Source organism: Microbacterium sp. NPDC006705 (assembly GCF_044903545.1).
Lineage (GTDB): Bacteria > Actinomycetota > Actinomycetes > Actinomycetales > Microbacteriaceae > Microbacterium > Microbacterium plantarum.
Genome location: NZ_JBJDQQ010000003.1, coordinates 193,309 through 220,181 on the forward strand (window position 1 = coordinate 193,309; position 26,873 = coordinate 220,181).

General features: G+C 70.7%; 21 protein-coding genes. 6 read left to right on the forward strand and 15 right to left on the reverse strand.

The window, feature by feature from the left end; all coding sequences use genetic code 11:
- Nucleotides 1-79: 79 nt before the first annotated feature.
- The 6 genes from ACI2K6_RS14840 to pxpA all read right to left on the reverse strand — a co-directional run bounded on the left by ACI2K6_RS14840 (nucleotide 80) and on the right by pxpA (nucleotide 11,588).
- A complete protein-coding gene (locus ACI2K6_RS14840; protein WP_112617781.1) occupies nucleotides 80-3,952 on the reverse strand; it encodes a DNA-directed RNA polymerase subunit beta' in 3,873 nt (1,290 codons plus the stop codon).
- Nucleotides 3,953-3,993: 41 nt separating this feature from the next.
- On the reverse strand, nucleotides 3,994-7,488 hold the full coding sequence (locus tag ACI2K6_RS14845) for a DNA-directed RNA polymerase subunit beta (RefSeq protein WP_112617780.1): 3,495 nt from the start codon (nucleotides 7,486-7,488) through the stop codon (nucleotides 3,994-3,996).
- Between the two features lie 250 nt (nucleotides 7,489-7,738).
- Nucleotides 7,739-8,347: a hypothetical protein gene (locus tag ACI2K6_RS14850; RefSeq protein ID WP_404568929.1), complete on the reverse strand. Its 609-nt coding sequence runs from the start codon at nucleotides 8,345-8,347 to the stop codon at nucleotides 7,739-7,741.
- 98 nt (nucleotides 8,348-8,445) lie between these two features.
- Entirely contained in the window at nucleotides 8,446-9,090 is a 645-nt protein-coding gene (locus ACI2K6_RS14855; protein WP_404568930.1) for a hypothetical protein, read from the reverse strand.
- Between the two features lie 70 nt (nucleotides 9,091-9,160).
- Nucleotides 9,161-10,768 (reverse strand): carboxyltransferase domain-containing protein, encoded by a 1,608-nt coding sequence (locus tag ACI2K6_RS14860; protein ID WP_404568931.1) that lies wholly within the window; start codon nucleotides 10,766-10,768, stop codon nucleotides 9,161-9,163.
- Nucleotides 10,769-10,841: 73 nt separating this feature from the next.
- Nucleotides 10,842-11,588 (reverse strand): 5-oxoprolinase subunit PxpA, encoded by a 747-nt coding sequence (gene pxpA, locus ACI2K6_RS14865; RefSeq protein ID WP_282501563.1) that lies wholly within the window; start codon nucleotides 11,586-11,588, stop codon nucleotides 10,842-10,844.
- A gap of 219 nt (nucleotides 11,589-11,807) precedes the next feature.
- Between pxpA and ACI2K6_RS14870 the strand changes: the two genes are divergently transcribed.
- Nucleotides 11,808-13,499, forward strand: a complete 1,692-nt coding sequence (locus ACI2K6_RS14870) for an ABC transporter ATP-binding protein (protein ID WP_282501564.1) — start codon at nucleotides 11,808-11,810, stop codon at nucleotides 13,497-13,499.
- Nucleotides 13,500-13,655: 156 nt separating this feature from the next.
- On the opposite strand, the gene ACI2K6_RS14875 is transcribed toward ACI2K6_RS14870, so the two are convergent.
- The 3 genes from ACI2K6_RS14875 to ACI2K6_RS14885 all read right to left on the reverse strand — a co-directional run bounded on the left by ACI2K6_RS14875 (nucleotide 13,656) and on the right by ACI2K6_RS14885 (nucleotide 17,366).
- On the reverse strand, nucleotides 13,656-14,609 hold the full coding sequence (locus tag ACI2K6_RS14875; RefSeq protein ID WP_112617774.1) for an ABC transporter permease: 954 nt from the start codon (nucleotides 14,607-14,609) through the stop codon (nucleotides 13,656-13,658).
- Nucleotides 14,606-15,610 carry an ABC transporter permease gene (locus ACI2K6_RS14880; RefSeq protein ID WP_112617773.1) on the reverse strand — a complete coding sequence of 335 codons (1,005 nt, stop codon included), beginning with the start codon at nucleotides 15,608-15,610 and terminating at the stop codon, nucleotides 14,606-14,608. Before ACI2K6_RS14880 ends, ACI2K6_RS14875 begins: the two co-directional genes overlap by 4 nt.
- A gap of 82 nt (nucleotides 15,611-15,692) precedes the next feature.
- Entirely contained in the window at nucleotides 15,693-17,366 is a 1,674-nt protein-coding gene (locus tag ACI2K6_RS14885) for an ABC transporter substrate-binding protein (protein WP_112617772.1), read from the reverse strand.
- Nucleotides 17,367-17,539: 173 nt separating this feature from the next.
- Between ACI2K6_RS14885 and ACI2K6_RS14890 the strand changes: the two genes are divergently transcribed.
- The 3 genes from ACI2K6_RS14890 to ACI2K6_RS14900 all read left to right on the forward strand — a co-directional run bounded on the left by ACI2K6_RS14890 (nucleotide 17,540) and on the right by ACI2K6_RS14900 (nucleotide 19,542).
- Nucleotides 17,540-18,403 (forward strand): spermidine synthase, encoded by an 864-nt coding sequence (locus ACI2K6_RS14890; RefSeq protein ID WP_114588825.1) that lies wholly within the window; start codon nucleotides 17,540-17,542, stop codon nucleotides 18,401-18,403.
- 79 nt (nucleotides 18,404-18,482) lie between these two features.
- Entirely contained in the window at nucleotides 18,483-19,010 is a 528-nt protein-coding gene (locus ACI2K6_RS14895) for a hypothetical protein (RefSeq protein WP_112617925.1), read from the forward strand.
- 43 nt (nucleotides 19,011-19,053) lie between these two features.
- Entirely contained in the window at nucleotides 19,054-19,542 is a 489-nt protein-coding gene (locus tag ACI2K6_RS14900; protein ID WP_269268174.1) for a SprT-like domain-containing protein, read from the forward strand.
- A gap of 89 nt (nucleotides 19,543-19,631) precedes the next feature.
- Here ACI2K6_RS14900 and ACI2K6_RS14905 read toward each other — a convergent pair whose 3' ends face one another.
- Nucleotides 19,632-20,279 (reverse strand): 2-phosphosulfolactate phosphatase, encoded by a 648-nt coding sequence (locus ACI2K6_RS14905; RefSeq protein ID WP_282501566.1) that lies wholly within the window; start codon nucleotides 20,277-20,279, stop codon nucleotides 19,632-19,634.
- 32 nt (nucleotides 20,280-20,311) lie between these two features.
- Between ACI2K6_RS14905 and ACI2K6_RS14910 the strand changes: the two genes are divergently transcribed.
- Together ACI2K6_RS14910 and ACI2K6_RS14915 are read left to right on the forward strand one after the other, a co-directional pair.
- Nucleotides 20,312-20,842, forward strand: coding sequence for a hypothetical protein (locus tag ACI2K6_RS14910; protein ID WP_404568932.1), 531 nt, complete (start codon nucleotides 20,312-20,314; stop codon nucleotides 20,840-20,842).
- A 7-nt stretch (nucleotides 20,843-20,849) separates the two neighbouring features.
- Nucleotides 20,850-21,404, forward strand: coding sequence for a GNAT family N-acetyltransferase (locus ACI2K6_RS14915; protein WP_404568933.1), 555 nt, complete (start codon nucleotides 20,850-20,852; stop codon nucleotides 21,402-21,404).
- A gap of 34 nt (nucleotides 21,405-21,438) precedes the next feature.
- Here ACI2K6_RS14915 and ACI2K6_RS14920 read toward each other — a convergent pair whose 3' ends face one another.
- The 5 genes from ACI2K6_RS14920 to ACI2K6_RS14940 all read right to left on the reverse strand — a co-directional run bounded on the left by ACI2K6_RS14920 (nucleotide 21,439) and on the right by ACI2K6_RS14940 (nucleotide 26,691).
- The gene (locus tag ACI2K6_RS14920) at nucleotides 21,439-22,929 is read right to left on the reverse strand and encodes an FtsX-like permease family protein (RefSeq protein ID WP_112617767.1); all 1,491 of its coding nucleotides are present in this window, start codon (nucleotides 22,927-22,929) and stop codon (nucleotides 21,439-21,441) included.
- Nucleotides 22,926-23,687 carry an ABC transporter ATP-binding protein gene (locus tag ACI2K6_RS14925; RefSeq protein ID WP_114588824.1) on the reverse strand — a complete coding sequence of 254 codons (762 nt, stop codon included), beginning with the start codon at nucleotides 23,685-23,687 and terminating at the stop codon, nucleotides 22,926-22,928. The genes ACI2K6_RS14920 and ACI2K6_RS14925 overlap by 4 nt, the downstream gene beginning before the upstream one ends.
- A gap of 95 nt (nucleotides 23,688-23,782) precedes the next feature.
- Nucleotides 23,783-24,439, reverse strand: a complete 657-nt coding sequence (locus ACI2K6_RS14930) for a response regulator transcription factor (protein ID WP_112617765.1) — start codon at nucleotides 24,437-24,439, stop codon at nucleotides 23,783-23,785.
- The gene (locus ACI2K6_RS14935; protein ID WP_274179238.1) at nucleotides 24,436-25,632 is read right to left on the reverse strand and encodes a histidine kinase; all 1,197 of its coding nucleotides are present in this window, start codon (nucleotides 25,630-25,632) and stop codon (nucleotides 24,436-24,438) included. The genes ACI2K6_RS14930 and ACI2K6_RS14935 overlap by 4 nt, the downstream gene beginning before the upstream one ends.
- A gap of 72 nt (nucleotides 25,633-25,704) precedes the next feature.
- Complete coding sequence (locus ACI2K6_RS14940; protein ID WP_274179239.1) at nucleotides 25,705-26,691, reverse strand: diacylglycerol kinase family protein; 987 nt, start codon at nucleotides 26,689-26,691, stop codon at nucleotides 25,705-25,707.
- Nucleotides 26,692-26,873: the final 182 nt, after the last annotated feature.

The window sequence follows — 26,873 nt, forward strand, 5'->3', positions numbered from 1 at the left end:
GGCGGGCAGCGCTCTCGCCCACCGACACGACGAAGGGCCCCGGGACATGCCCGGGGCCCTTCGCGAGATCAGCGATCGATCAGTTGTAGCTGGTGAAGTCGCCGTCGGTGGAGAAGCTGTCGAAGTCGACGTAGCTCAGGTCGGCGTCGCTGTACGCACCGTCCGACGCGAAGATGCGGTTGGGGTACCGCTCGCTCTTCGCCTCCTCCGTCGCCTCGACGGCCACATTGCGGTACTTCGCAAGGCCCGTTCCGGCGGGGATGAGCTTTCCGATGATGACGTTCTCCTTGAGGCCGACGAGCGGGTCGCTCTTGCCCTCCATGGCCGCCTGCGTGAGGACGCGGGTGGTCTCCTGGAACGACGCGGCCGACAGCCACGATTCGGTCGCGAGCGACGCCTTCGTGATACCCATCAGCTCGGGGCGGCCCGACGCGGGACGCTTGCCCTCGGCCACGGCCTCGCGGTTGATCTGCTGGTACTTCTTGAAGTCCACCAGCTCACCCGGGAGCAGCGTCGTGTCGGCGTGGTCGACCACGGTGACCTTCCGCAGCATCTGACGGACGATGACCTCGATGTGCTTGTCGTGGATCGGCACACCCTGCGAGCGGTAGACGCCCTGCACGCCGCCGACGAGGTACTTCTGCACCTCGCGGGCACCCTGCACGCGCATGATGTCCTTCGGGTCGAGCGTGCCCACCTGCAGCGGGTCGCCGACCTCGACGTGCTGCCCGTCCTCGACGAGGAGCGTCGCACGCTTCAGCACCGGGTAGACGAAGGGCTCGTCGCCGTTGTCGGGCGTGATGATGACCTTCTTGGCCTTCTCGGTCTCGTCGATCGTGATGCGGCCGCTGGCCTCCGCGATCGGCGACGCACCCTTGGGGGTACGGGCCTCGAAGAGCTCCTGCACGCGGGGCAGACCCTGCGTGATGTCGTCGGCCGAGGCCGAACCACCGGTGTGGAAGGTACGCATCGTCAGCTGGGTACCGGGCTCACCGATCGACTGGGCGGCGATGATGCCGACCGCCTCGCCGATGTCGACGATCTTGCCGGTGGCCAGCGAACGGCCGTAGCACTTCGCGCAGACACCCACGGCCGAGTCGCAGGTCAGGACCGAGCGCACCTTGATGGAGGTCACCCCGCCCTCGACGAGCTTGTTGATCAGCACGTCGCCCACGTCGTCACCGGCCGCGGCCAGCACCTCGCCCGAGGGCGAGACGGCGTCTGCGGCGAGGGTACGGGCGAACACCGAGTTCTCGACGTTGGCGTCCTTGATGAGGGCGCCGTCGGCACCGGGTGCGGCGATCGGGAGCTCGAGGCCCTTCGACGTGCCGCAGTCGTCCTCGCGGATGATGACGTCCTGCGAGACGTCCACCAGACGACGGGTCAGGTAACCCGAGTCGGCGGTACGCAGAGCGGTGTCGGCCAGACCCTTACGGGCACCGTGCGTCGCGGTGAAGTACTCCGCCACCGACAGCCCCTCGCGGTACGAGGAGATGATCGGACGCGGCATGATCTCACCCTTGGTGTTGTTGACCAGGCCTCGGATACCGGCGATGTTACGGATCTGCAGCCAGTTACCACGGGCGCCCGACGAGACCATGCGGTTGATGGTGTTCTCGGCGGGGAAGTTCGCCTTCATGGCGGCCTGGACCTCGTCGGTCGCCTCGGTCCAGATCTTGATCTGCTCCTGACGACGCTCGGCGTCGGTCACGAGACCCTTCTCGAACTGGCCCTGGACCTTCGAGGCGAGCTTCTCGTACTTCGAGATGATCTCGGCCTTGTTCGGCGGCGTCAGGACGTCGCTGAGCGCCACCGTGACGCCCGAGCGGGTCGCCCAGTGGAAGCCGGCGTCCTTGATCCGGTCGAGGGATGCCGCGACCTCGGTCTTGGGGTACTCCTCGGCCAGCTTGTTGACGATCTGCGACAGCTTGCCCTTGTCGGCCTGCTCGCGGACGAACGGGTAGCCCTTGGGCAGGGTGTCGTTGAAGATCGCCTGTCCGAGCGACGCGTCGACCAGACCGTGGCGCTCGTAGCCCTCGGGGGCGTCGCCCTCGAGGAACGCGAGACCCGGGATGCGGATGCGGACCTTGGCCTGCAGGTCGAGGGTGCCCTCGTCCTTCGCCAGGATCGCCTCGCCGACCGAGCCGAACACGCGGCCCTCGCCCTTGGCACCCTCGATGACCGTGGTCAGGTGGTGCAGACCGATGATCATGTCCTGCGAGGGCAGGGTGACCGGACGGCCGTCCGAGGGCTTGAGGATGTTGTTCGACGCGAGCATCAGGATGCGGGCCTCGGCCTGCGCCTCGACCGAGAGCGGCAGGTGGACGGCCATCTGGTCACCGTCGAAGTCCGCGTTGAACGCGGCGCAGACGAGCGGGTGCAGCTGGATCGCCTTGCCCTCGACGAGCTGGGGCTCGAAGGCCTGGATGCCCAGGCGGTGCAGGGTGGGTGCACGGTTGAGCAGCACGGGACGCTCGCGGATGATCTCCTCGAGCACGTCCCAGACCTCGGGACGCGTGCGCTCGACGGCACGCTTGGCCGCCTTGATGTTCTGCGAGTGACCGAGGTCGATCAGGCGCTTGATGACGAACGGCTTGAAGAGCTCGAGGGCCATCTGCTTGGGCAGACCGCACTGGTGCAGCTTCAGCTGGGGTCCGACGATGATGACCGAACGACCCGAGTAGTCGACGCGCTTTCCGAGCAGGTTCTGACGGAAACGTCCCTGCTTGCCCTTGAGCATGTCGGACAGCGACTTCAGCGCACGGTTGCCGGTTCCGGTGACGGGGCGACCACGGCGGCCGTTGTCGAAGAGCGCGTCGACGGCCTCCTGCAGCATCCGCTTCTCGTTGTTGACGATGATCTCGGGAGCCCCGAGGTCGATCAGACGACGCAGACGGTTGTTGCGGTTGATCACGCGGCGGTACAGGTCGTTGAGGTCGGAGGTCGCGAAGCGGCCACCGTCGAGCTGAACCATCGGACGCAGCTCCGGCGGGATCACCGGGACGACGTCGAGCACCATCGAGGCCGGCGACATGCCGGTCTGCAGGAACGAGTTGACGACCTTGAGGCGCTTGATCGCACGGATCTTGCGCTGGCCCTTGCCCTCGGAGATCTGCAGGTGCAGCGAGTCGGCCTCGGCGGCCAGGTCGAACGCCGCGAGGCGACGCTGGATGCCCTCGGCGCCCATGTAGGCCTCGAAGTACTGGCCGAAGCGGTCCTGCAGCTCGTGGAAGACGTCGTCCTCCTGCTTGAGCTGGCCGACCTCGAGGGAGCGGAACTCCTCCCACACCCGCTCGAGGCGCGAGATCTGCTCGTCGAAGTTCTTGCGGACCGTCGCCATGTCCTTCTCGGCGGAGTCCTTGGCCTTCTTCTTCTGGTCGGCCTTGGCGCCGTCGGCCTCGAGGGTCGCGAGCTCCTCCTCCAGCTTGGCCAGACGCGTCGCCACGCGGGCGTCACGGCGGTCACCGAGGTTCTTGATCTCGAGGCGGAGGTTGTTCTCGTGCGTGGGGAGGTCGCGGTGGCGCGCATCCTCATCGACCGAGATGACCATGTACGCGGCGAAGTAGATGACCTTCTCGAGGTCCTTCGGCGCCATGTCGAGCAGGTACCCGAGGCGCGAGGGCACGCCCTTGAAGTACCAGATGTGGGTCACGGGAGCGGCGAGCTCGATGTGGCCCATGCGCTCACGACGGACCGAGGACTTGGTGACCTCGACGCCGCAGCGCTCGCAGACGATGCCCTTGAAGCGGACGCGCTTGTACTTTCCGCAGGCGCACTCCCAGTCGCGGGAGGGGCCGAAGATCTGCTCGCCGAAGAGGCCGTCCTTCTCGGGCTTGAGCGTGCGGTAGTTGATGGTTTCGGGCTTCTTGACCTCGCCGAAGGACCAACGACGGATGTCGTCAGCAGTGGCCAGGCCGATGCGAAGCTGATCGAAGGTGTGTGACTCGAGCACTGATTCTCCTGTGTCGGAATTCTGTTCGTTGCCTGGCCGGTTCAGATCTCGTCGATCGACGAGGACTCGAAGCGGCTGGAGATGTTGATGCCGAGCTCCTCCGCTGCGCGGAAGGCTTCGTCATCGGTGTCGCGGAGGTTGACCTCGGTGCCGTCGGCCGAGAGGACCTCGACGTTCAGGCAGAGCGACTGCATCTCCTTCATGAGCACCTTGAACGACTCGGGGATGCCGGGCTCCTGGATGTTCTCGCCCTTGACGATGGCCTCGTAGACCTTCACGCGACCGACGATGTCGTCGGACTTGATCGTCAGGAGCTCCTGGAGGGCGTACGCGGCGCCGTAGGCCTCGAGGGCCCACACCTCCATCTCACCGAAGCGCTGGCCACCGAACTGCGCCTTACCACCGAGCGGCTGCTGGGTGATCATCGAGTACGGGCCCGTCGAACGCGCGTGGATCTTGTCATCGACGAGGTGGTGGAGCTTCAGGATGTACATGTAGCCGACCGAGATCGGAGCCGGGAACGGCTCGCCGGAGCGACCGTCGAACAGCTTCGTCTTGCCCGAGGAGTCGATGAGACGCTCACCGTCGCGGGTGAGGTTCGTCGAGTCGAGGAGCCCTGCGATCTCGGACTCGAACGCGCCGTCGAACACCGGGGTGGCGACCTTCGTGCCGGGAGCGGCCTCGCGAGCGATCTCGGGCAGGCGCTCGGCCCACTCGGGGTTGCCCTCGACCTTCCAGCCCTGCGCGGCGATCCAGCCGAGGTGCAGCTCGAGGACCTGGCCGAAGTTCATTCGACCCGGGATGCCGAGCGGGTTGAGCACGACGTCGACCGGCGTGCCGTCGGCGAGGAAGGGCATGTCCTCGACGGGGAGGATCTTCGCGATGACACCCTTGTTGCCGTGGCGGCCTGCGAGCTTGTCGCCCTCGGTGATCTTGCGCTTCTGGGCGATGTAGACCACGACGCGGCGGTTGACGCCCGAGCCGAGCTCGTCGTCGCCGTCCTCGGCGTTGAACTCCTTGACGGCGATGATGGTGCCCTGCTCACCGTGGGGGACCTTCAGCGACGTGTCGCGGACCTCGCGGCTCTTCTCGTTGAAGATCGCGCGGAGCAGACGCTCCTCGGCCGACAGCTCGGTCTCACCCTTGGGCGTGACCTTGCCGACGAGGATGTCGCCGGGACGCACCTCGGCGCCGATGCGGATGATGCCGCGCTCGTCGAGGTCCTTCAGCAGGTCGGGCGCGACGTTGGGGAGGTCACGGGTGATCTCCTCCTTGCCGAGCTTGGTGTCGCGGGCGTCGACCTCGTACTCCTCGATGTGGATCGAGGAGAGCGTGTCGTTCTTCACGAGCTCCTGGCTGAGGATGATCGCGTCCTCGAAGTTGTGGCCCTCCCACGTCATGAACGCGACGAGGAGGTTCTTGCCGAGCGCGAGCTCGCCGTTCTCGGTCGCGGGGCCGTCGGCGATGACCTCGCCGACCTCGACGCGCTCACCGGCCGAGACCACGACGCGCTGGTTGTACGACGTGCCCTGGTTCGAGCGGTCGAACTTGCGGAGGAAGTAGTCCTGCGTGCCGCCCTCGTCGAGCTGCACGGTGACGACGTCGGCCGAGACCTCGGAGACGACACCCGCCTTCTGCGCGGTGATGACGTCACCGGCGTCGATCGCGGCGTAGCCCTCCATACCGGTTCCGACCAGCGGCGAGTCGCTGCGCAGCAGCGGCACGGCCTGACGCTGCATGTTCGCACCCATGAGGGCGCGGTTCGCGTCGTCGTGCTCGAGGAAGGGGATGAGCGAGGTCGCCACCGACACCATCTGGCGCGGCGAGACGTCCATGTAGCCGATCTCCTCGTTCGGGAAGAGGTCGACCTCGCCGCCCTTACCGCGGCGGGCGAGGACGCGGTCGGCCACGAACGAGCCGTCCTTGTTGAGCTCGACACCGGCCTGCGCGACGACGTAGTCGTTCTCCTCGCTGGCGGTGAGGTAGTCGATCTCGTCGGTGACCTTGCCGTCGACGACACGACGGTACGGGGTCTCGATGAAGCCGAACGCGTTGATGCGCGCGAACGAGGCGAGCGAGCCGATCAGACCGATGTTCGGGCCTTCCGGCGTCTCGATCGGGCACATGCGGCCGTAGTGCGAGGGGTGGACGTCGCGGACCTCGACGCCGGCGCGCTCACGCGACAGACCACCGGGGCCCAGCGCCGACAGGCGGCGCTTGTGGGTCAGACCCGCGAGCGGGTTGTTCTGGTCCATGAACTGCGACAGCTGTGAGGTTCCGAAGAACTCCTTGATCGCGGCGACGACGGGGCGCACGTTGATCAGGGTCTGCGGCGTGATGGCCTCGATGTCCTGCGTGGTCATGCGCTCGCGGACGACGCGCTCCATGCGCGAGAGACCGGTGCGGACCTGGTTCTGGATGAGCTCGCCGACGGCGCGGATACGACGGTTGCCGAAGTTGTCGATGTCGTCGGTGTCGAGGCGGATCTCGGCGGGCTTGCCGTCGCGGATGCCGTCGAACGTGGCGTCGCCGCGGTGCAGACGGACCAGGTACTTGATGGTCGCGACGATGTCGGCGACGGTGAGCACCGACTCCTCGATCGGGGTGTCGAGACCCAGCTTCTGGTTGATCTTGTACCGGCCGACCTTGGCGAGGTCGTAGCGCTTGGCGTTGAAGTAGAAGTTGTCGAGGAGCGCGCGCGCTGCCTCGGCGGCGACCTGCTCGCCCGGGCGCAGCTTGCGGTAGATGTCGCGGAGCGCGTCCTCCTTGGTGAGGATCGTGTCCTTCGCGAGGGTCTCCTCGATCGAGTCGTACCCGGCGAACTCCGCCATGATGTCTTCGCTGGTCAGGCCCAGGGCCTTGAGGAAGACGGTGACCGACTGCTTGCGCTTGCGGTCGATGCGGACGCCGACCTGGTCGCGCTTGTCGATCTCGAACTCGAGCCATGCGCCGCGCGAGGGGATGACGCGCGCCGAGACGATGTCCTTGTCGGAGGTCTTGTCGGGCGTCTTGTCGAAGTAGACACCGGGCGAACGGACGAGCTGCGACACGACGACGCGCTCGGTGCCGTTGATGATGAAGGTGCCCTTGCCGGTCTGGAGCGGGAAGTCGCCCATGAAGACCGTCTGGGTCTTGATCTCACCGGTGAGGTGGTTCATGAACTCGGCCTCGACGTAGAGCGGGGCCGCGTAGGTCTTGCCGCGCTCCTTGCACTCCTCGATGGAGTACTTCTCGGGCTCGAGGTACGGGTTGGTGAACGAGAGCTGCATCGTCTCGCCGAGGTCCTCGATGGGCGAGATCTCCTCGAAGATCTCCTCGAGGCCGCTCTGGAGGGCGACGTCGGTGCGGCCGGCGGCCTGCGCCTCGGCGAGGCGGGCCTTCCAGGCGTCGTTGCCGACGAGCCAGTCGAAAGACTCCGTCTGCAGCGCCAGCAGGTCGGGGACCGTCAGCTTGTCGGAGATCTTCGCGAACGAGAGGCGGGAAGCGCCGCGGCCGTTCTTGGGGGTGGTGGTGGATGCGTTGCTCGCAGCAGCCAAGGGGATTACCTCCGTGGCCCGGGTGGGGCCGGTTCCTTGTCGTCAGGTGGAGTGCTCCCGGTCCGAGCTCTCGCGTCTCACGCCGTCGGACGGGGCGGAATCGCGCAGAGCACAAGCCGACCACCATATGAGGGCAAGGGGGACGGGAGCGCAACTACCAACTATAGGCGTCGCGACGCGCCATGTCCAGCGCAATCCTTGACGACCCCCGGATGCTGCGGTATAAATGCGCGCCACCCGAGGTCGTGGGTCACTCCCAGGCCCAGCTCGAGAGCACCGTGTCCGCGAGGCGACGTCGATCGTCGTCGGTGGTGTCGGCCGGAGACGCGATGGTGATGACGAAGGTCTGCTCGTCCTGCGTCGCGTAGTACTGGTCGATCAGCGTCTCCGCGCCGTCCTGCGCGAGCGTCGCCACGAGGTGGGCCGACTCGCTGCCCGCGATGTCGACACGATCCTCCAGCGAGACGTCGGTGGCCCCGACCGCCTCGAGGCTCGCGGCCCCGTCGGCCTCGACATCGGCCGGCGTGATGACGCCGGGAGAGACGACCACGCTGATGTACCGACCGTCGGCGTCGGCGGACTCCGAGACGAATACGTCGACCTGCCCGCCCGTCGGGTCCTCGGCGGGCACCGCCCAGCCAGCCGGCACGGCGAAGCTGTATCCGGTCCCTCGTACCGTCTCGCCGGGGGCGGCGTCGCTCGACGAGGTCGCGGTGGGCGTCGGAGTCGCCGATGCCGAGCCGGGGGCGGAGGACCCGGAGGCCCCGCCGATCCCGCCCGGCCGCGCGTCGCACGCCGCGAGCAGCAGCGCCGCCGAGATGAGCGCGGCGGCGATCGGAGCGATCCGGGAGCGCATCATGCATCACACGCTAGGCGAATCCGTCGCGCCGGCACTCCCCTTGACACGGCAACGCGCCGCCCGCTGCGAGAGCGGACGGCGCGTTGCGGACGTGCGGATCAGGCCCACGCCCACGATGCGAGGACCGCGTCGTAGACCGCCGCGCGGTCGGCCTCCGAGACGTCGGGGCTGAACGAGAAGGTCACGACGTAGGTCTGGTCGTCGTGCGACGGGTAGAACTGGTCGACGTTGTAGGTGACGTCCTGCTGCGTGACGGATGCCGAGATGTGGGCCGACTCGCCGCCGGCGATCGAGGTGCGCTCCTGGACGGCGACGTCGGTCGCGCCCGCCTGCCCCTCGAGCTCCTCGACGCCGTACTTCTCGACGTCGTCGGCGGAGATCGCCTGCGGCGCCGGCGAGAGCACGACGTTGACGTTGTCGGCGAACGTCGCCGAGGGGTCGGAGAGATCGGCGACGAAGACGTCGACCTTCTCCATGCCGGGGAGCTGCTGCTCGGGGATCGCCCAGCCCTCGGGCACAGAGAAGCTGTAGCCCGTTCCGGTGATCATCTCGCCCGACGCGGGCGCGACATCGGGCGCGCTGGCGGCCGGAGCGGACGACGACGAGGACGAGGACGAGGGGGCGGACGACGCGCCGGCGTCCCCCGGCGCCGCGGTGTCGCCCGACTGCCCGCCGCATCCGGCGAGGAGAAGAGCCGCGGAGACGAGCAGCGCGGCGGACGTGGTGGTCTTGGTGCGAGTCATGGCTTCGACGCTAGGGGACCCGCCGCATCCGCACGGGGTCTTGACACGGGGAGTTCTCCCCCTTGACGAATCAGCCTCGCTGAGCGGTACCCGCACCTCGAACCGTCGGACGCAACCGCACGCGATCGCCGGGGCGGGCCTGCGCGAGCCGGCTCCGGCCCGTCGGTGTCACGACACCCACGACCGGGTACCCGCCCGTCACGGGCGCGTCGACTCCGAACACGACGGGCTGGCCGGCCGGCGGAACCTGGATCGCCCCCGGCACCGTCCCCTCGCTCGCCAGTTCCTCGCCGCGCGCGCGTTCGAGGCGTGGCCCTTCCAGGCGGATGCCGACCCGGTCGGCCGCAGCCGACACGACCCAGGTCGCCTCGGCGAGCAGGCGGCGGGACGAAGAGGTGAGCCAGTCCGCGCGCGGGCCGGTCGTGAACGGGATGTCGAGGGGAACGGCATCCGTGCCCGTCGGCGGCAGACCCCACGGATGCAGCGGCAGCGCGGGGACCGGTCCGGCGGTCTCGCGTCCGGCGGCGACGACGTCACCCGGCCGAAGCGGCGGCGGGCCGAGCCCCGAGAGCGTGTCGGTCGACCGCGAGCCCAGAACGGGGACGATGTCCCATCCGCCGCGCACCGCCAGGTAGGCGCGGGTGCCCGCGAGGAATCCGTCGAGGCGCAGCTCGGCCCCGGCGGGCCACGCATGCACGACGTACGGGTCACCAGTCCGGCCGTCGATCTCGACCCGCGCCCACGCGCCCGTCACGACCACCGTCAGATCGCGTTCCGCCACGGCCCGGAAACCGCCCACGGCGATCTCGATCGCGGCCGCCCCGTCACGATTGCCGACGAGACGGTTGGCGAGCGCCCAGGCGGCGGGGTCGGCCGCGCCCGCCGCGCCGACGCCCTCGGCGGCACGACCCGAGCGGCCGGCATCCTGAATCGTCGCCTGCGGGCCCGGCGAGATGACGCGGATGCCGCCGGGAGCGGTGACAGGCTCCGAGCGGGCGCCCGGCTCCCCCGCAGTCGGCGACGCGGTGCGACCGGGCAGGGCGCCATCCGACCCGACGGCGCGGGCGCGCGCGGGATCGAATCGCACCGCGCCACCGGGAACGAGGAGCGCGGGCTGGGCGGCATCCGGATCGAACAGCGGCGCGTCCGTCGTGCCGATGAGCTGCCACCCTCCCGGGGTCTCGCGGGGGTACGCGCCCGAGAAGGCCCCGGCCAGACCGACAGACCCCGCCGGCACCCTCGTCCGCGGCGAGGTCCGGCGCGGGATGTCGAGATCCCAGCCCGCACCGACGAGATAACCGAACCCGGGGGCGAAGCCCGTGAAGGCGACCGTCCAGTCCGTCGCGGCATGGCGGGCCGCGAGCGCCTCGGGACTGACGCCGAGCGCCGCAGCGAGGTCGCCGAAGTCGTCGCCGTCGTACCGGATCGGCAGCGTCACGGGCGCGGGGGCGGATGCCGGCGGCGCCGCTGAAGACGCAGCGGTCGAGACCCAGGTGCGGGCCGCGGCGAGGGACAGCGCGACGGGATCGACGCGGACGAGGACCGTCGCGGCCGCGGGCACGACGTCGATGACGCCCGCCGGCGGCGCAGCGGTGAGTCGCGCGTGCAGCGCCATCACCTCCGCCAGGTCCGAGACCTCGACGAGCACCGCGTCGGGCCCCATCGGCAGCATCCTCATGCCGGCGTCCCGGGTTCGGCACGCCCACGGCGACCCCGTCTGCGCGATCCTGCCGGCGAAGCGGGCCTGACGGTCACCACGGCGAGCGCACCTCGATCCCCGCGGCATCGAGCGCCGACCGCACCGCGCGAGCCATCGCGACGGCACCGGGGGAATCGCCGTGCACGCAGAGCGATGTCGCGTCGGTGTGCACCGTCTCGCCCGAGACCGCGACCACGACCCCCTCGGACGCGAGGCGCAGGGCACGCTCGGCGACGAGGCCCGGGTCGTCGAGCAGGGCGCCGGGAGCCCCGCGCGGGACCAGCGAGCCGTCGGCGCGATAGCCGCGGTCGAGGAAGGCCTCGCGGTGGAACGGCAGGCCGGCATCAGACGCTGCCGACGCGATCGCACCACCGAGACCCAGCACCGGGACCGGCCGGCCGAGCTCGGCCGACAGGTCTGCCACCGCAGCGGCGACGGCTCGCGCGGTCGCGGCATCCTCGGTCGCGGCGTGATACAGCGCCCCGTGCGGCTTGACGTAGCGGATGTCGCCGCCCGCCGCGGCGAGCGCACGCAGTTGCGCGACGACCTGCGGCCGCAGCACGTCAGGCTCGACGGCGACCCGCACCCGCCCGAACCCGGCCCGGTCGAGATAGGAGGGGTGGGCCCCGACCGCGACGCGGGCGGCAGCCGCTCCGGCCACGGCTGTCCGCATCGACGCCGCGTCGCCGGCATGCCCGCCGCAGGCGATCGACGCGCTCGACACGAGGGCGAACATCGCGGCGTCGTCCGCCGTTGCGACACCCTCGACCGTCTCGCCCAGGTCTGCGTTGAGGTCCATGGACCAACGCTAGCCCGCGCCGCCGTACCCGGCTGTGCCGTCGACAGGCTGAACACCTTCACCAGCCCCGCGAACGGCACCCCGGGGCGGCTCAGCCTGTCCACGGCGCGAGGACACCCGGTCCGAGACACGACGCGACACGACGGGCCGGCGTTACGTCGATGTAACGTGTGGGCCCGACACGGTGCGCTCGGCGCCGCGGGCAGGCAGGATGGGCCAATGGCAGACTCCTCCACTCCCCTGCTGCGGGTGAGCGACATGGCCGTCGACTTCCGCACGCTCGAGGGCCCGGTGCACGCGGTCGAAGGCGTCGACCTCGAGATCTCAGCGGGCGAGACGGTCGCGATCGTCGGCGAATCGGGCTCGGGCAAGTCGACGACGGCGATGGCCGTGATCGGGCTCCTCCCCGGCAACGGGCGCGTCGTGCGCGGCAGCATCCGCCTCGACGGCGAAGAACTCGTAGGCGCACCGGAGAGCACGCTGCGCCGCATCCGCGGCGGGTCGATCGGACTCGTGCCGCAGGACCCCATGTCGAACCTCAACCCCGTGTCGAAGATCGGCACCCAGGTCGCCGAGACCCTGCTCGCGCACGGCCTCGCCACCTCGAAGGACGTCGACGCCAAGGTCGTCGAGACCCTCGCCGCCGCGGGCCTCCCGGATGCCGCCGAGCGCGCCAAGCAGTACCCGCACGAGTTCTCGGGCGGGATGCGGCAGCGCGCGCTCATCGCGATCGGGCTGGCGTGCAACCCGCGGCTGCTCATCGCCGACGAGCCCACGAGCGCCCTCGATGTGACGGTGCAGAAGACGATCCTCGATCAGCTCGGCCGGATGACGGGTGAGCTGGGCACGTCGGTGCTGCTCATCACCCACGACCTCGGCCTCGCCGCCGAGCGGGCCGCCCGCGTCGTCGTCATGCACCGCGGCCGGATCGTCGAGCAAGGTCCGGCCCGCCAGATCCTCGAGGACCCGCAGCAGCCCTACACGCAGGCCCTGGTCAAGGCGGCCCCCTCGGTCGCGGCGGTGCGCCTGCGCCCGGAGGCCTACCGGGCGACGCCGCCCCCGGCTGCGGTGGCCGACCGCGCGGCATCCGCCTCCGCCGCGCCTGCGGAGACGGCGGCACGGCGCGACAACATCGTCGAGATCGAGAACCTCACGAAGCTGTACAAGATCCGCGGGCGCAAAGACGACTTCGCCGCCGTGAGCGACGTCTCCCTCGCCATCCCGCGCGGCGAGACGGTCGCGATCGTCGGCGAATCCGGATCGGGCAAGACGACGACGGCCCGGATGCTGCTGAAGGTGATCGAGCCGACGTCGGGGACGATCCGCTTCGAGGGGCAGGATGTCGCCGGGCTGAAGGGTGCGCAGCTGCGCGAGTTCCGTCAGAGGGTGCAGCCCATCTTCCAGGACCCGTACTCGTCGCTGAACCCCATGTTCACGATCGAGCGGATCATCGCCGAGCCGCTGGAGTTCTACAAGCGCGGCACCGCGAAGGACCGCGCCGGTCGCGTGCGGAAGCTGCTCGACGACGTCGCCCTGCCGCAGACGATGCTGCGCCGTTACCCGTCCGAGCTGTCGGGCGGCCAGCGTCAGCGCGTCGCGATCGCGCGTGCCCTCGCGCTGAACCCCGAGCTGATCGTCTGCGACGAGCCGGTGTCTGCGCTCGACGTGCTCGTGCAGGATCAGATCCTCACGCTGCTGCGCGACCTGCAGGGCGAGTACGGACTGAGCTACCTCTTCATCTCCCACGACCTGGCCGTGGTGCGCCTGATCTCGGACTACGTCTGCGTCATGAAGGACGGAGCGCTCGTCGAGGCGGCGTCGAGCGAGGAGATCTTCACCAACCCGCGCGACCCGTACACGCGGCGGCTGCTCTCCTCTATCCCGGGCAACGAGCTCGACATCGCCTCCTGACCCGGCGCCTCCTGCCACCCCGAGGGCTCCCCGTCGCGCCCGGCGGCGATACAGCCGTAGGACCGCTGGGGCTGGTGCAGCCAGCGAAGACCGGTGAGGCGACAGCAGCCCCACCGGTCCTGCAGGTGTATCGCAGAGCCGCGACCCCGGGCCGGGTCAGCGGGCGCGGGTGCGCGGGTCCATGGCCTCGCGCAGCGATTCGCCGAGCAGCGTGAAGCCGAGCGCGGTGATCATGATGCACAGGCCCGGGAGGAACGCGAGCCACGGGGCGATCGCGAGCTCGTTCTGCGCGTAGGTGAGCATGCGGCCCCACTCGGCGGTCGCCGCTCCGCCGCCGCCGAGGCCGAGGAACGACAGCGCCGCGGCGTCGATGACGGCGGTCGCGAGAGTGAGCGTCCCCTGGACGATGACGGGCCCGAGACTGTTGGGCAGCACGTGGCTCATCGTGATCTTGCCGCGGCCGAGCCCGAGGGTCTGCGCCGACAGGATGTAGTCGGCACTGCGCTGCTGCAGCATCGACGCTCGCAGGAGGCGCGCGAAGATGGGCACCTGCGAGGCTCCGATGGCGATCATGATCGCGAGCTGCGACTGACCGAGGATCGCCGCGATCGAGACGGCGAGCAGCAGGTTGGGGACCGACAGGAGGATGTCGACGAACCGCATGACGACGGTGTCGACCCAGCCCCCGAACATGCCGGCGATCAGGCCCAGGAGCATGCCGCCGGCGAGACCGAACGCGGTCGAGATGACGCCGATGAGCAGCGAGGCCCGCGCACCCCAGATGAGCTTCGACAGCACGTCGCCGCCGAAGCGGTCGAGGCCGAGCGGGAAGCCTGCGATCTCGCCGGGACCGGGGATGTGGGTCGGGGTGACCTCGCGCGCGCCGGGGAGGGCCGTCTCGGGGTAGGGCGCGAGCCAGGGTGCGAGGATCGCCACGAGGAGGAAGACCAGCACGATGCCGGCGCCGATCCAGGCCACCGGGTTGCGGCGCAGGCGCGCGAAGACGTCGTGCCAGAACCCGCCGCCGGTGCGGGCCTCGAGCACCTCGTGCTCGGCGACGGCGGTGGCGGGTCCGTCGCCGGGGGCGGGCGGGAGCGCGTTGGTGCTCATGAGACCCTCACTCTCGGATCGATCAGGCTGTACGAGACATCGACGATGAGGTTGATGAGCGCGTAGATGACGGCGATGAAGAGGATGAAGCCCTGCAGCACCGGGAAGTCGCGGGCGCTGATGGCCCGGGCCAGGAACGAGCCGATTCCGGGGAACGCGAACACCGTCTCGGTCAGGATCGCCCCGGCCAGCAGCAGCCCGACCTGCAGGCCGACGGTCGTGGCGACCGGCAGCATGGCGTTGCGCAGGATGAAGCGGCCGCGGAGCGTACGGCGGGCGATGCCCTTGGCCCGGCCGGTGCGCACGTAGTCGGAATTCTGCACCTCGAGCACCGAGGCGCGGGTGATGCGCACGATGATCGCGAGCGGGATCGTGCCGAGGGCGAGCGCCGGCAGGATGAGGTGCAGGACGGCATCCCAGGCGGCGTCGAACTCTCCGGTGAGCAGACCGTCGAGCACGTAGAAGTTCGTGTAGTGGGTCGCGTCGATGCGCGGGTCCTGGCGGCCGTCCGAGGGCAGCCAGCCGAGCTGGACGGCGAAGACGTACTTGAGGATGAACGCCAGGAAGAACACCGGGATCGTGACGCCGACGAGGCTCAGCACGACAGCGACGTGATCGCTGACCTTCCCGTGGTGGCGGGCGGCGAGGTACCCGAGCGGGATGCCGATGCCGACGGCGAAGATCAGGGCGGCGATCGAGAGCTCGACGGTCGCCGGGAAGCGCCGGAGGAACTCCTCGACGACGGGGCGCCCGGTCTCGATCGACGACCCGAAGTCGCCGGTGAGCAACCGCCCCATGTAGGTGGCGTACTGCTCGAGGATCGGCCGGTTGAAGCCGTACAGCTCGTTGATCCGGGCGATCGCCTCGGGGGTCGCCTTCTCGCCGAGGAGGGCGACGGCGGGGCCGCCGGGCAGGGCGCGGACCCAGAGGAAGAGGAGGATGCTGAGCCCGAGGAGCGTGGGGATCAGCAGAAGCAGCCGTTGGCCGATGGTTCGCAGCAACGCGGAATCTTTCGGTCGAGGAGTGCGGGGCGGGCTCGCGCCCGAGGCGGTGGCCCGCCCCGCGAGGATCAGCGGGTCGTCGTCACTCGGTCAGGACGATGTCCGTGAACACCTCGTCGTTGACCGGACTGGCCGGGTAGCTCTCGACGCGCGGATCGAACGCGAGCGTCGGGGCGGGGTGGGCCAGCGGGACGCCCGGGATGAACTGGGCGACCTGCTCGTTGATCTGCTCGTAGAGCGCGGTCTGCTCCTCGAGGTTCGGCACGCCGCGTGCGGAGTTGAGCGCTGCGAACAGCTCGGGGTTGTCGAAGCCCCACTCGGCCGAGGGCGCACCGAAGAACACGCCGACGAAGTTGTCGGTGTCGTTGTAGTCGCCCGTCCAGCCCAGCAGGTGGATGCCGTGGTCGGGGGTGCCGGTGATCTTGTCGAGGTAGTCGGGGCTCCAGGCATCCGTCTGCGGCGTCAGCTGCACGCCGACGTCGGTCAGCTGCGTCGAGATGACCGTCGCGATCTGCTCGGGGTCCGGCATGTAGGGGCGCGAGACGTTGACCGGGTAGTTGAAGGTCAGCGTCAGCGGGTTGGCCTCGGTGTAGCCGGCCTCGGCGAGGAGCGACTTGGCCTTCTCGGGGTCGTAGTCGTAGGTGGTGACGTCGGGGTTGTAGCCGTTGACGGTGTCGGGCATGAACTGCGTCGCGACCTCGGTGCCCTCGGGGAGCACCTGCGAGATCAGGGCCTCCTTGTCGATCGCGTGCGACAGGGCCTCACGGACGCGCACGTCCTGCAGCTCGGGCTGCGCCTGGTTGAAGGCGAGGTAGAGGATCGTGAACGGCGGGCGCGAGACCATCGTGAAGCCGGCTTCTTCGAGCGCGGCGGTGTCGGCGGGGCCAACGAGGTCGTAGCCGTCGATCGATCCGGCCTCGAGGGCCTGGCGGCGGGCGGTGGGGTCGTCGATGACGCGGAAGATGATCTTGTTCACCTGGCCCGACTCACCCCAGTAGTCGTCATAGGCCGAGAGCGTGAGCTCCTCGCCCGGCGACCACTCGTCGAACTTGTACGGACCGGTGCCCGTCGGGTGCCCGGCGCCGTACTCCGAGAGCGAGGGGGCCTCTTCGGTGCCGCCGATCTCGTCGGCGCCGTACTCCTCGAGCGCCGTGGGGCTCTGCATGGCGAAGGCGGGCAGCGACAGCGCCGGGATGAAACCGGCGAAGGGCTGCTTCAGCTGGATGGTGGCCTCGAGGTCGGAATCGGCGCTGCACGACTCGAAGACGGCGGTGTCGGGGGTCTCGACGTAGCCGCGGAAGAGCTTGCCGTAGTAGTACGAGAGCGCCTCGCTCGCCGCCAGGCCCGTCCAGTTGTACCAGCGGTCGAAGTTGGCGCACACCGCTTCGGCGTTGAAGGGCGTGCCGTCGTGGAAGGTCACGCCCTCCTTCAGCTGGAAGGTGTGCGTCAGCCCGTCGTCGGACGACTCCCAGCTCTCGGCCAGCAGCGGCGCGGGGTCGGCCGTGCCGGGCTCGGTGCCGACGAGGCCTTCGAAGATCTGGCGGGAGACGCGGAAGGTCTCGCCGTCCTGCGCGAACGCCGGGTCGAGGCTGGCGGGGTCGGCGGAGGCGGCGAAGACGAAGGTGCCGTCGACGTCGGTCGCGGCATCCGTCTCGCCGCCACCTCCGCGCTGGCTGGTGCACGCCGAGAGGGCGAGGGCGCCGATGGCGACCGCCGCCAGTCCCGCGAGCGCGCGCTTGCGAGGAGTGGAGAGCATGGGGGTGTCCCTTTCTGAGGTCCGGAGCGGGCCCACCGCGGCGCACTCCGAGGTAATTGGGTCCGAACCTATACGGGCAGGAGGGTCGAAGTCATTACATCGATGTCTCGATCGTGTTTCGACTGCGCAGACCGGCTCGCGCGCATGCCGACCCGTGCCGATAGCGTTGAGGAATGGCACGAGCGCGCGTCGAGGAGTCCGGTCCGCAGGCACGCTTGTCCGACGGCACGATCGCGCGCATCGTGACGTCATCATTCACGTCCGGCTTCGAGCTCGACGTCGACGGGACCCCCCAGTCGCACGTCGACCTCGACGATCCGACGCACCTGCACTTCGAGTACATCGCCCGGATGGCGGCCGTCATCGACCGCCTGCGGATGCCGGGACAGCCGCTCACCGCCGTCCATCTGGGCGCCGGCGCGCTGACCCTCCCCCGGTACATCGCCCACACGCGGCCGGGATCGCGTCAGCAGGTGATCGAACTCGAGCAGCCCCTCGTCGACCTCGTGCGCGAGGCGCTTCCCCTCCCCCGGGGCGCGCAGGTGCGCGTACGCATCGGCGATGCCCGCGCCGTCGCCGAGAAGCTCCCCCCGGGCCTCACCGGCGCCGCCGACCTCGTCGTCTCCGACGTGTTCGCGGGCGCGCAGACGCCCGCTCACCTGACGACGGTGGAGTACTACCGCTCGCTCGCGCGGCTGCTCGCCCCGACAGGCGTGCTCCTGGTCAACGTCGCCGACGGCGCCGGCCTCGCGTTCGCCCGCCGACAGGTCGCCACCGTCCGCGAGGTGCTCCCCGAGGTGCTGCTGCTCGCCGAGGTGCAGCTGCTGAAGGGACGGCGATTCGGGAACATCGTGATCGCGGCATCGGCCTCGCCCCTGCCGTCGGAGTGGCTGCCGCGCCTGATGGCCGCCGGACCGTTCCCGGCCAAGGTCGCGCAGGGCGCCGAGATCGACGAGTTCGCCCGCGGGGCGCGGGTCGCGACCGACGCCGACGCGACCCCGTCGCCGAAGCCGTCGGCATCCGTGTTCGAACGCTGACCGGCGCGGCGGGCGGGTGCTTGCACCGCTTTGGACGAGACTGGGATCCACCGTTCTCGAATCGCGGAGGTGGATGACGGTGGGCTACATCCTCGGGTACGACCCGGACACGCTGCGGGAGATCGTCGACCCGGATCAGTGCGCAGAGCGCCTCGCCGAGATCGGCGAGCAGCGCAGCCTGCCCGCGCTTCTCGAGCGCGTCTGGCTGCTGAAGGTGCTCGACCGGCTCGATGAGGCACTCGTCGTCGCGGAGCAGGCAGTGCGGGTGGCCCGCATGGCCGGAACCCGCAAGGATCTGCTGCGCGCCCGGGTGCTGCACGCGACGATCCTGCAGAACCGCGGTGCCTTCGCCGCGGCGATTCAGGAGCTGACGACGTGCGCGGAGGAGGCGGAGGGCCAGAACTGGCCGCTGCTCGCCGCGTTCGCCTACCAGCACCGCGGCAAGGTGTCGTACGACGCCGAGGAGTACTCCGACGCCCGCACCGACTTCAAGCGCGCGCTCTTCCTCCGCCAGGAGGGCGGCGCTCCAGAGGATCAGCTCGAGTCGACCCTGCTCGCCGTCGATGCCGCCGAGCGGCGCCGTTCGCGTTCGATCGTCGCCAGCTGAGCGCTGCGTCCCGCTGTCTCACCCCGCGCGTAGCGTCGACCGTATGAGTGATCTCGATCGGGTCCGGGTCTGGGCCGAGGCGCTGATCGCAGCGCATCTTGACGACTCGTGGACGTTCCGGTTCGACAACGCCAAGCGCCGCGCGGGCCAGTGCGACTACACGCGCCGGTGCATCAGCGTCTCGCGATACCTCGCGGCGCGGTTCGACGACGACGAGAACCACCAGACCCTGTTGCACGAAGTCGCCCATGCGATCGCCGGACCGGCCGCCGGCCACGGTCGCGACTGGCTGCGCACGGCCCGCGAGCTCGGGTACGTCGGCGGCACGACCCATCGCGGCGAGACGGCCGTCGAGCTGGCACCGTGGGTGGGCCACTGCCCTGCCGGCCACGTGGCCTACCGTCACCGGCGCCCGACCCGCGCCGCGTCGTGCCGGATGTGCGCGTCGTCGTACGACGAGCGCTTCCTCTTCCGGTGGGTGCGCCGCGAGATCTCCTCGGCCGACCGTCGCGCCGCCGCGACCCCGCGCTGACCCGCTGCACCAACTCCTCAATCTCGGTCGCCGAGCCGTCGGACCCGGCCGCTGCGGGCTCGAGACCCGCGGATTCTGAGGAGTTGGCGTCAGGCGGCGGTGAAGACGCCGCCGCGGAGGAGCGGGGCGACCTCGTCGACGCCGATCTGCGCGGCGGCGAGCGCGTCGTCGCGCAGCCCGCGCTCGAGCAGCTCTTGCCCCGAGCCGCTCGCCGTCAGCAGGTGACGCACCGCGCCGCCCAACCCGCGGAACGACTCGCACGCCGCAGCCGCCTCGGGTGAGGTGTGGTCGATCCCGAGCCGCGAGAGCGCGTCGACGACGGCACCCGCGCCGAGCAGATCCTCCACCGCGAACCGGAGCTCCGTCTCGCCCTCCGGGCCGGCGAGCTCACCGGCCGCGATCACCGCGATGCTCGTACGGGCTCCGCGCCGCTGCTGCTCCGCGAGCACGGCGGCGGCCACGGCGTCGGCGTTGCGCAGGCAGCCGAGCAGAACCACCGAGTCGGATGCCGCGCCGGCGATGGCCGCACCGTTGCGCGAGACCGCAAGCGCGGCCTCATCCAGCGCGACGGTATCCCCCGCGGCCACCCGGGCGGAGACGGTCGACGAGAAGCGCAGCACATCGACCACGACGACGACATCGGCGGGCGCCACCCGGCGAAGGCCGGCGACCCCCCAGTCGAAACGAACCTGATACCGGGACTGGTCGAACGGCGAGGATGCGGCGGGCGACGGCATCCGATCAGCCTACGACGGGGCAGACTGGGCTCATGCGCATCCTCCAGAAGCTCGTGCTCGACTGCGACGCCGACGCCGCCTGGCGTGCCCTGCACTCCCCCCGCGCACTCGCGGAGCTCTACGCACCACTCATGGGGCTCGCGCCTCTCGCCGCCGAGGGCATGCCGACCTCGCTCGAGCCGGGCGCCGACGTACCGGTGCAGCTGTCGGCTCTCGGCGTGCCGGTCGGCCGGCAGCTGATCCATGTGTCGGACCGCGCGGTCGAAGAGCGGCGGCCCGGCGCGACGGACGCGTCGACGGTGCGGATCCTGCGCGACAGCGGCATCCCGCTGACCGGGCCCCTCTCAGTGCTCGACGTCTGGGACCACCAGATGGCGGTGTCGCCCGCACCCGGTGACCCCACCCGCACGCTCTGGCGCGAGCGCCTGGTCATCGGAGGCCTCGCCGCACCGGCGCTGTGGCCGATGCTCTGGGCGACGTGGCAGTGGCGGTCGACGCGCCTGCGGCAGGTCGCGCCGACCTGGGCCTACGACCCTGAAGACGATTTCGCGCCCGCATCGTGACCGCGTCGTGACCGCGGTCGCCGTGCGGCGGGCGGTGCCCGCAGACGCCGCGGCGATCGCGCGCGTGCACGTCCGCGGCTGGCATGAGGCCTACACCGGACGGATGCCGCAGAGCATCCTCGACCGGCTCGATCTCGACCGTCTCACGCGCGTGCGGCGCGAGCTGCTCGGGCACGAGCAGCGTCTCGACGAGCGGGAGTCGTCGGGTGCCGCGAGGCCGAACCACACCGAGCGCACGCACGACCTCGGCCGGACGTGGGTCGCGGTGACGGCCGGGTCGATCGTGGGCTTCGCGGTCAGCGGGTCGTCCCGCGACGACCCTCCCGTCGCGCCTGTCGAGCTGTACGCGATCTACGTGCTCGCCGCCCATCACGGCACCGGCGCGGGGCAGGCGCTGCTGGACGCCGCGCTCGGCGACGAGTCCGCGTCGCTGTGGGTCCTCGCCGACAACCCGCGCGCCCGCGCGTTCTACGCCCGGAACGGGTTCCGCCCCGACGGCGCCGAGAAGGACGACACCAGCTGGGGCGAGAGCATCAGCGAGGTCCGGCTCGTCCGCGAATGAGGGACGAGCCGGACCGGCCGACGACGCAGCCGCGTCACTCGGCGAGCGCCTCCACCGGCGAGACCCGGGTCGCGAGGCGGGTCGGGACGACGGCGGCGACGAGCGTCAGCACGGCGGTGGCGACGACGACCCCGGCGACGGTGAGCCACGGGATGCCCGGCAGCACGAAGGTCGGGGCGAGCCACAGCGGCGGAACCCGCACCGAGCCCAGCAGTGACTGCGCGGCCGCCCAGCCGTAGGCGATGCCGAGGAGCAGGCCGAACACGACCGAGGTGATCGTGATGTGCGCCGCCTCGAACAGGACCATCGAGCGGATCTGACGTCCGGTCAGGCCGAGCGCGCGCAGCAACCCGAGCTCGCGGGTGCGCTGCACGACGCCGATCGTGAGCAGGTTGACGAGGCCGACGGCCGCGATCACGGCAGAGACCCCGACGAGCGCCATCATGACCGCGCTGAACGTGTCGAGCAGACGGGCCATGTCGCCCGACACCTCGCCGCCGCCCGACGCCGCCATGACGCCCTTGACCGACTCGCTGGCGACGGCGAACATCGTGACGAGCGTGACGCCCATGACGACGCCGATCGCCATGCGGCTCGACCGCTCGGGATAGCGCAGCGCGTTCTCGGCCGCGAGCCGGGCCGAGGCCGAGCGGCCGAAGAGCCGGCCCGTCAGGCGGAGCAGCGGCGGCATGACGAGCGTGGCGCCGAGGCTCAGCCCGGTGAACGAGGCGAGCCCGCCGAAGAACGCGACGACCACGCCGAGGGGGGTGACGAAGCCGGCGAGGATGCCGAGCGCGAGCAGCACCGCCCCGACGCCGAACAGCGACACCGCGGTGACGCGACGACGCGTGCGCCCGGCAGCCTCCTCGGCCGTGCGCGGCGCGGATCCTGCCAGCGCGGCGAGCGGCGTGACCTCGAGCACGCGACGCGACCCCGACCACGCGGCGATCCACGTCGTCAGCGCCACGATGAGAGCCGGCGCCAGCAGCACGGGCTGCACGACGTTGTAGTCGACGTTCAGGCCCCACGCTCGCGCGGCGATCTCCTGGAGGCCCAGAGCGCCCGCGGTTCCGCCGACGAGCCCGATCACGGCGCCGATCGCGCCGACGACGAGGCCCTGCCGCGCGATGTGCGACCGCTGCGATCGCGCCGACGCGCCGATGAGGCGCATCAAGGCGATCTGGCGGGTGCGCCCCGCCACGATCGTGGCGAAGGTGTTGGCCGTCACGATCGCGGCGACGTACATCGCGACGGCGACCAGCAGCACGCTGAGGATCGCGACGACGATCACGACGGTCTCACCGCCCGAGAGGAAGGGATCGGCCATGAGCCACGCGCCGATCAGTCCCGTCACCGCGACCAGCAGCACGCCGAACCCGCCCGAGATCGCCGCGACGAGCACTGAGGCGCCCATCCCCCGCTCGCGCAACCACGCCCAGCGCCCGGACGCCGCGGCGGACGGGCCCGACCCGGGTCGTGTGCGCGCCGATGAGGATGCCGCGGACGGCGCCGTCACGGCGGTCATGCCGACACCTCTGCGGCGAGCATGTGGGCCGAGATCTGCTCGGCGCTCTGGCGGGGCTTGTCGGCGACGATGCGGCCGTCGCCGAGGAAGATCACCCGGTCGGCGTGCGAGGCGGCCACGGGGTCGTGGGTGACCATCGCAATGGACTGACCGTGCTCGCGGCTCGCGGTGGCGAGGAGGGCGAGCACCTCGCGCCCCGATCGCGAATCGAGGTTCCCCGTCGGCTCGTCGGCGAAGACGAGGTCGGGCGCCGTCGCGAGAGCGCGGGCGATCGCGACGCGCTGCTGCTGGCCGCCCGACAGCTCGTGCGGACGGTGCCGCAGCCGCGCCCCGAGGCCGAGCGAGTCGACCAGTCCGTCGATGCGCGAACGTTCGAGCGCCGAGGGCGACCGCCCGTCGAGCTCGAACGGGAGGGTGATGTTGCCGATGACATCGAGGGTGGGAACGAGGTTGAACGACTGGAAGACGAAGCCGACGCGGCGGCGCCGCAGGATCGTGAGGTCGAGGTCCGACAGACCCGAGATCTCGGTGTCGCCGATCCACGCGCGACCCGAGGTCGGCGCGTCGAGCCCGGCCATGATGTGCATGAGGGTCGACTTCCCCGAGCCCGAGGGGCCCATGATGGCGGTGAACTCGCCACGACGGATGCCGACCGAGACGCCGTCGAGGGCGCGTACGCCCGATTCGCCGGCTCCGTAGGTCTTGGAGAGGTTCTGGACCCGGGCGGCGAGGCCGAGGTCGGTGGTCGAGATCTGCATGTCTCCGACGCTACGAACCGGGCCGGGCACCCGGCATCGGTCCCTCGTCGCGGGCCTGTACATCTCGCGGATGATCCCTCATCCGCAGCGCGACGTCAGGCGAGCCCGTGCTCGAAGGCGAAGACGACAAGCTGCACGCGATCCCGCAGGGCGAGCTTGGCGAGGATGCGGCTGATGTGGGTCTTCACCGTGGCTTCCGAGAGGAACTCCCGCTGGGCGATCTCGGCGTTCGAGAGGCCGCGCGCGGCCAGACCGAAGATCTCGCGCTCGCGATCGGTCAGCTCCGCGAACGCAGGCGGCACGGGCTTCTGCTCGGGGGCCGCGAACGTCGCGAACAGCTCGCGCGTCGCGGAAGCCGCGATGACCGACGAGCCGGAGTGCACCGTGCGGATCGCGGCGAGGAGGAACTCGGGGTCGGCATCCTTCAGCAGGAAGCCGCTCGCTCCCTGCCGGATCGCCCGCGCCGCTGCCTCGTCGAGGTCGAAGGTCGTCAGCATCACGATGCGCGGCGGAGCGCCGTCGAAGACCGGGTCGTCGAGCAGCTGCGCCGTGGCGGTGAGCCCGTCCATGACCGGCATCCGGATGTCCATCAGGACGACGTCGGGGCGCGTCGCCCGCACGACGCCGATGGCCTCGGCGCCGTCGGACGCCTCGCCGACGACCTCGAGGTCGGGCTGCGAGGCGACGACCATGCGGATGCCGGCGCGGAAGAGCGCCTGGTCGTCGACGAGGACGACCCGGATGGCGCTCACGCGGGGCCGCCGATGGGCAGACTCGCCGCGACGACGAACGCGCCGCCCGTCGGGCCCACCTCGATGCTGCCGCCGATCAGCTGGGCGCGCTCGCGCATGCCGATGAGACCGTGTCCGCCCGTGCGCACCGGGCCGGTGGACTCGTTCACCGGCGAGAGCGGATTGCTCACACGCACCTCCACGCGATCGGGCAGCCAGGACAGGGACACGTCCACGGTACCGCCCGCGCCGTGGCGCATCGCGTTCGTCAGGGCCTCCTGCAGGATGCGGTACACCGCGATCTGCACGGCCGCGGGCGGCTCGCCCGGAGGGGCGGGGTCGACGTCGACGCGCAGGTCGAGACCGGCGGCGCGCACCTGCGCGTACAGCACCTCGAGGTCCGCGACGGTCGGCTGCGGCCCCTCGCCCTCGCTGTGGCGGAGCTGGGTGAGCAGCATCCGCACGTCGGCGAGGGCGGAGCGCGCCGTCGACGAGATCGTCTTCAGCGATTCCGCCGCGGCCGTGGGGTCGGCCGCGGCGGCGTAGCGTGCGCCGTCCGCCTGAGCGATGACGACCGCGAGCGAATGGGCGACGACGTCGTGCATGTCTCGCGCGATGCGATTGCGTTCGAACTCGGCCGTCGCCCGCTCCTCGGCCTTCCGCTGCGCCTCGGCGTTGTCGCGCGCGCGCAGACCGACGCGGACCAGAGCGCCCACGGTCCACGCCAGGAGCAAGCCGAACACCGCCGCGACGAACAGCATCGTGCCCATGACGAGGAAGTACATCAACTCGCCCCCCGACACGGCGATGGAGTATCTCGCCGAGGGGATGAGCAGGTACACGGTGATGGCCAGGGCGCCCCCGATCGAGGAGGCGAACCCGAGCCAGAAGACCCGGTTCGTGCCGTACGCCGCACACGTGTAGAGCACCGCGAAGATGGCGATGTCGACCGGCAGCGGTGGCAGCTGCGCCAGCATCTGGAGGACCGCGCCCACCCAGGCCAGCGCGAGCGCGATCGGCGGCGAGAGCCGGCGCAGCGCGACCGCGGCACCGAACGGGACGACCAGGAGCATCGCGACGAGCGAGGAGAGCGGATCGTCGGGGATGCCCGTGCCGACGACGGCGACCCAGGTCACGAGCAGCATGATCGCCGCGAAGGCGACCGCTACGGCGACGTCGACGTACAGCTGGTAGCGGCGGAGCGGACGGAGCACGCTATGACGGTACGCGAGCGCCACAGGCGCGGCATCCCTCTCGCGATGTATCCGGCGGCGAGCGCGACGAGCTCAGCGCGCGTAGACGCGCAGGCCGTCCGGGATCGCGCGGAGCCGCAGCCGGTAGTCGCCGGTGGGAGTCTCGGCCAGCTCGCCGTCGTGCGCGAGCACCGGCGTCGCCTCGCCGGGCCGGACGGTCAGCTCGATCTCGGAGACGACGGCTCGCTCGAGGTCGGATGCCGGCGGCATGAGCCGCAGCGCGCGCATCACCGCGAGCGTGCGCCGGCCGAAGGCCAAGGAGGTCACCGCCCGCAGCCGCGTGCCGCGGGCATGGTGGAGACGGACGTCGAGCTCAGGCTCGTCGAGGCTCGCTCGACGCATCATCGCGATGCGGCGGGGGTCTCCCCGTCCGATACCCGCGAATACCGACCAGACGACGGCCCGGCGGCCGTCGCGCACGATCGTGATGCGGTGGGCTCCGTGCATCTCGCGCCACGCCGCGATCGCGCCACCCCACCATTTGCCGAGGCTCGTGCGCTTCTCGCGCTCGGCGAGCATCTCGGGATAGGCGCCGAGCGACACGGCATTGAGCACGGTCACGGGATCGCCGTCGTCGATGACCGCCTCGGCGACGACGACGCTGCGCACCGAGCCCGCGTCGTACGCATCGAGCGCCGCCTCGACGGTGTCCACGCCGGCGGCCCGCGCGAAGTGGTTGAAGGTGCCGCCCGGCAGCACGAGCAGCGTCAGGTCGTGACGACGCGCGAGGTGCGCGGCACGCGAGACCGAGCCGTCACCACCGAGCACCGCGAGCACCGTCGGCGCATCGGCGGCCGACATGGCCGACGCGACGATGTCGTCCATCGACGACTCGCCCAGGCTCTCGATCCGCGCCTCGGACAGCCGCCGCCGGATCTCGGGCAGCGGATCGGGCCGGACCACCGACGTGCCCGCTCGGGAGTTCGTGATCACCAGCACGCCGCGCCCGTCGGAGGTGGAGGCGTCTGCTGCGGGCGCGCCGGCTGCGGATTCGGATTCGGCGTGGCGATCAGTGGGCATGGAGTGACGCTAACGCCGCGGAGGCAGCGACGGCGACGGCTTGACAGTCCCGCCCGACCCCGACGGTCAGGGCTGACCGCGATACAACCGTCGGACCCGCGGTGCTGATGAGGCGTGCGAGACGGCCCGAGGCCACAGCAGCCCCACCGACCCGACGGATGTATCGGTGCGTCGTAGAGTCG